This window comes from Rhodococcus sp. (in: high G+C Gram-positive bacteria) (assembly GCF_049286785.1).
GTDB lineage: Bacteria > Actinomycetota > Actinomycetes > Mycobacteriales > Mycobacteriaceae > Rhodococcus_F.
Genome location: NZ_JBAQEO010000744.1, coordinates 1 through 3,583 on the forward strand (window position 1 = coordinate 1; position 3,583 = coordinate 3,583).

Consider the following 3,583-nt stretch of genomic DNA (forward strand, 5'->3'; position numbering starts at 1 on the left):
TGTCGAGTGAGTCGACGCGTTCCCGGGCGACGATCACCACGAACGGGGACTCGCCGTCGAACGGTGCCGGCCACTTCCGCCCGCACTCGCCGGCGAAGTCGAGAACATGACCGAGGGTGCTGATCCCCGCTCCGCCGTGGGCGCCAAGCAGCCACACCAGCGGGGCCGGACCGTTCTGGCCGCGCGGAACCGGCCGATCCCAGATCTCGGCGACCCGGCTCGGGGTGCGGACAGGCAGGTGCGGGCCGGTGTTCTGCGGCTGGGTCCGGCGAGAGAAGCTGCGGGCCGCCATCACCGCTCACGATCCTCAGCGGCCGCTGTCGCCCGTTGAATACGGGCATAGGCGTCGACCGTGGCTGCGCGTAGTTCCCAGCTCGAGATCGTCAACCCGGTGGCCAGGTGTGGGTCGTAGGGAACCTCCTCGACCGCACGCACCAGAGGAGATAAGTGCCCGATCAGCTCGGCAGGATCGACATCGGGCTCGGTGGAGTTCTGATGGGAGATGACCACCACCGTGCGGTCGAACACGCCTTCCCCGGCGGCCGCCGCGAGCAGGTCCAGGTAGCCGCGCAGCCGGTTGAACGCGTCCGCCCGCGCCTGCACGACCAGCACGAACACCGCATTCGGATCTTCTCGCAGCGTGGCGCACTCGCGAAGGCGGAGCGCGGCAGGGCCCAGGTCGTAGACCACGGTGTCGACGCGGGGCCACAGAATGTCGGCCATCTGCTGCACCGGAAGTTCGTCGAATCGCTGCTCGCCGCGGTCGATGATTCGTGCCCCGGCCGATGACACGGGCAGTGACGCCACGATGGTGGCGGGGTCGCCGGCGCCGGCGAGGGCGTCGATCGCTGGAGCACGTTCATCGGTACCGGTGCGCACTCCCAGATCGCCCCCGGCAACAGTCAGATCGACCACCACCGCCGACGCGGTCTCTGCGACCGCCCATGCCCCGGCGATACCGACCGCCGTCGTCGTGGCGCCCGCTCCCCCACCCGCGCCGGTGACCAACACCAGCGGCGCCGGAGTCGCCGCCTGTTCGAGCCACGCCGGGGCCTTGTCCCGGTCCTGGCGCGGGAGCGGGCTGGTAGTGGCACCAGCGGTCGGGGCGTCGGGGGTGGGCGCAGTGGTGCCGCCTCGCAGCGGCACCACTGCCGCAGTCGGCGGTTCCGTCTCGGAGTCCGCCATCGGGGCCTGGTCGAGCCATTGCATCCATTCGGGCTGGGAGTTCATGATGCCTTTCCGATCGACGCGATCAGGTGACGGCCATCGACCACCCGTGTGGTGATGACCTGCTGGTCGTAGCTGGTTTCTTCACCGCTCGTGCGGCGCTCGCGCAGCGTGACGAGGAACCGCTCCGGCGTCGTCGCGCGGATGGTCACGCAGTGCTGCGCGCCGACGGGGATTTCGGTGTCGAACGCGCCCTGGAGCCCGTTCGTGGTGTCGATGCCGACAGCGTCCGCGGTGACCACAGCCCGGGCCGCTTCCCCGGACCGCTGCACGTAATAGGCGAAGTCGAACGCGAGAATCGCGGCGGGGCCGGAATCGGTTCCGCCCGGGCCGTTGCCGATGACCACACCGTCCACCGCGGATGCCGGGTCACACCACGGGTGCGGGCGCTCCGAGCTGGTCGGTGCTGCGGTCGGCGTCCGCGCGGTCGCGGCAGCGGGTTGCGCGTCCTGACCGCCGCCGAGCGCCCACACACCCAGCCCCGCCACCACCGCGGCGACGGCCCCGCCCCCGGCGAGCAGCCGCGGCGACATCGGTCGCCGCACGGGTCGAGACGCGGCAGGATTCGGCGAGCTGGTCCGTGCGGACGCGGTCGGCGCGGCCGAGGACACCGGTGACGTGAGCTCCTCGACCGGACCTACGGGAGATTCGTGGTCGGTGGTGGCAGGAGTTGCGGGTGTGAACGACGGATACCAGCGGGCCAGCTCGCCCGCTGTCGGGTCCGGCCGCGGAAAGTTGGTATCTGTCATCATCGAATCCCTTTCTGCGCGAGGCCGGTTCCCCGGACGAGGACCGTCCGGGGAACCGGGGCGGTCATCCGGCGGCGGTCGGGGTGGTCGACGTCGGACGCGGACTCGTCGTCGAAGTTCTCGACGACGACGGTGCGGGGCGCGGCGAGCTGGTTCGCGGGATCGCCGAGGTAGACGGACTGACCCGCGGCGTCGCTGCGGAGGTGGAGTCGGTTCCGCCTGCGACATCCTTGGCGAGCGCGGCGAACCAGTCCGCCACGAACTGCGCTGCCGACTGCCCGGTTGCCGTCACCGGCGTTGACCCATAGGACCCGTGCGCACGCACTGTGTCCCAGTACTTCGTCAGTGCTGTCGTCGACACCAGCTCCGCGTTGTCGCTGATGTTGTCCTTGACGACGTCGAACGCCTGCTTGGTCAGGCGCGACGTCGTTGCCGGCGGCACCAGCTTCGGTACTGCCCCCACCAACTTCGCGGCGAACAACGCGACGCCCGCAGCGGGATTCGCCAGACCAACCGTGGCGAGCTGGGCGATATTCGCCGGGGTCAGGACTTCCTTCACCACGGTCTTGACCGCGTTGAATCCGATCGTGCCGACCTTCATTACCGCCGCGATCGACTCCTGTGCGGTCGGCATTTCCGTGCGCGGATCGGACGCGATCGCCACCCGCTCGGAAAGCGACTTGCGCGGCTCGATCGACAGATTCGCGAGTGTGGTGCCCTTGATGTCCTCGTTGATCACCGGCACCACGGTCTTGATCGTCGTCAGTGCCAATGCCTCACTGACCGAGGTCAAGGACTGGATAGGATCCCCGGTCGACAACTCGCTCTGGCCTGCGATGTTGGCCACTGCCCGCATGATCGGCGCGTTCGCCGGTGCATCGCACGAGAGATCTCCGGGCTCGCACAGCGACGCCACGCGGCCGGTCAGAGACCCGTATGCGACCGCATGATCGGCGGTAGGTCCGATCCCACCGCCCTCCGGGGCGGACCCAGCCGGCGCTGACACCTTCGCGACCTCGGTTCCGGCAGTCCCAGGGGCCGGCTTCGGGGAGGTCTGCCCCGCCGCTCCGGGGAACAGGGGCGCACCCGGTGACCGTGTCGGATCACCGAACAACGCCACCCCGACGAGCTTTTCGGCCGGGATCGGGCCCTCACCGGCACCGACCTTCTTGGCGAACATGCTCATCGCATGTGCGCCCTGCGAGTAGCCGGCACCGGTGAACACCGTGTCCGGGCACGCCTGCGCGACTTCGGCGGCCGTGTCCTCGAGGTTGTGCAGTCCTTCTTCCACGGACTGCGAATACGGGACATTCGCTCCCGGCACCGCGCCACCGAACCCTGCCGGGTACGGCACATAAGCGCGGCCGGTAAGGGAGTCACCCGCCGAATCGGTCGTCTTGACCATCATCGGCATGAAGACCTGCGACAGCATTCCGGTGTCGAGAGTCGGCGACGTATCCGGTGACGACTCCCCCGTGCCCTGCATTCCCAGAGCGAACAGAACCGGGCACGACTGCCCGACCAGCTCGCTCGCCGGTCCGGCGGGCGCGGCATACGCCGTTCCCGCCGACCCGACCCCAATCACAGTCACTGCCGCTGCCGCGGCC

At 69.5% G+C, this 3,583-nt stretch carries 3 protein-coding genes and 1 pseudogene; all 4 read right to left on the bottom strand.

All coding sequences use genetic code 11. From position 1 onward, the window contains the following. Positions 1-292 (bottom strand): annotated as a pseudogene (locus WAW17_RS27030) (hypothetical protein); the annotation flags it as partial. Continuing rightward, positions 292-1,230, bottom strand: coding sequence for a hypothetical protein (locus WAW17_RS27035; protein WP_422335940.1), 939 nt, complete (start codon positions 1,228-1,230; stop codon positions 292-294). The gene WAW17_RS27035 and the pseudogene WAW17_RS27030, both read right to left, overlap by 1 nt. After that, entirely contained in the window at positions 1,227-1,976 is a 750-nt protein-coding gene (locus WAW17_RS27040; RefSeq protein WP_422335941.1) for a hypothetical protein, read from the bottom strand. The genes WAW17_RS27035 and WAW17_RS27040 overlap by 4 nt, the downstream gene beginning before the upstream one ends. A 64-nt stretch (positions 1,977-2,040) precedes the next feature. Continuing rightward, a partial coding sequence (locus tag WAW17_RS27045) for a cutinase family protein (protein WP_422335942.1) occupies positions 2,041-3,583 on the bottom strand: 1,543 nt, incomplete at its 5' end.

Excerpts from the sequence above, each read along its gene's own strand:
- WAW17_RS27035 (WP_422335940.1), bottom strand. The coding sequence starts at position 1,230 with ATGAACTCCCAGCCCGAATGGATGCAATGGCTCGACCAGGCCCCGATG.
- WAW17_RS27040 (WP_422335941.1), bottom strand. The coding sequence starts at position 1,976 with ATGACAGATACCAACTTTCCGCGGCCGGACCCGACAGCGGGCGAGCTG.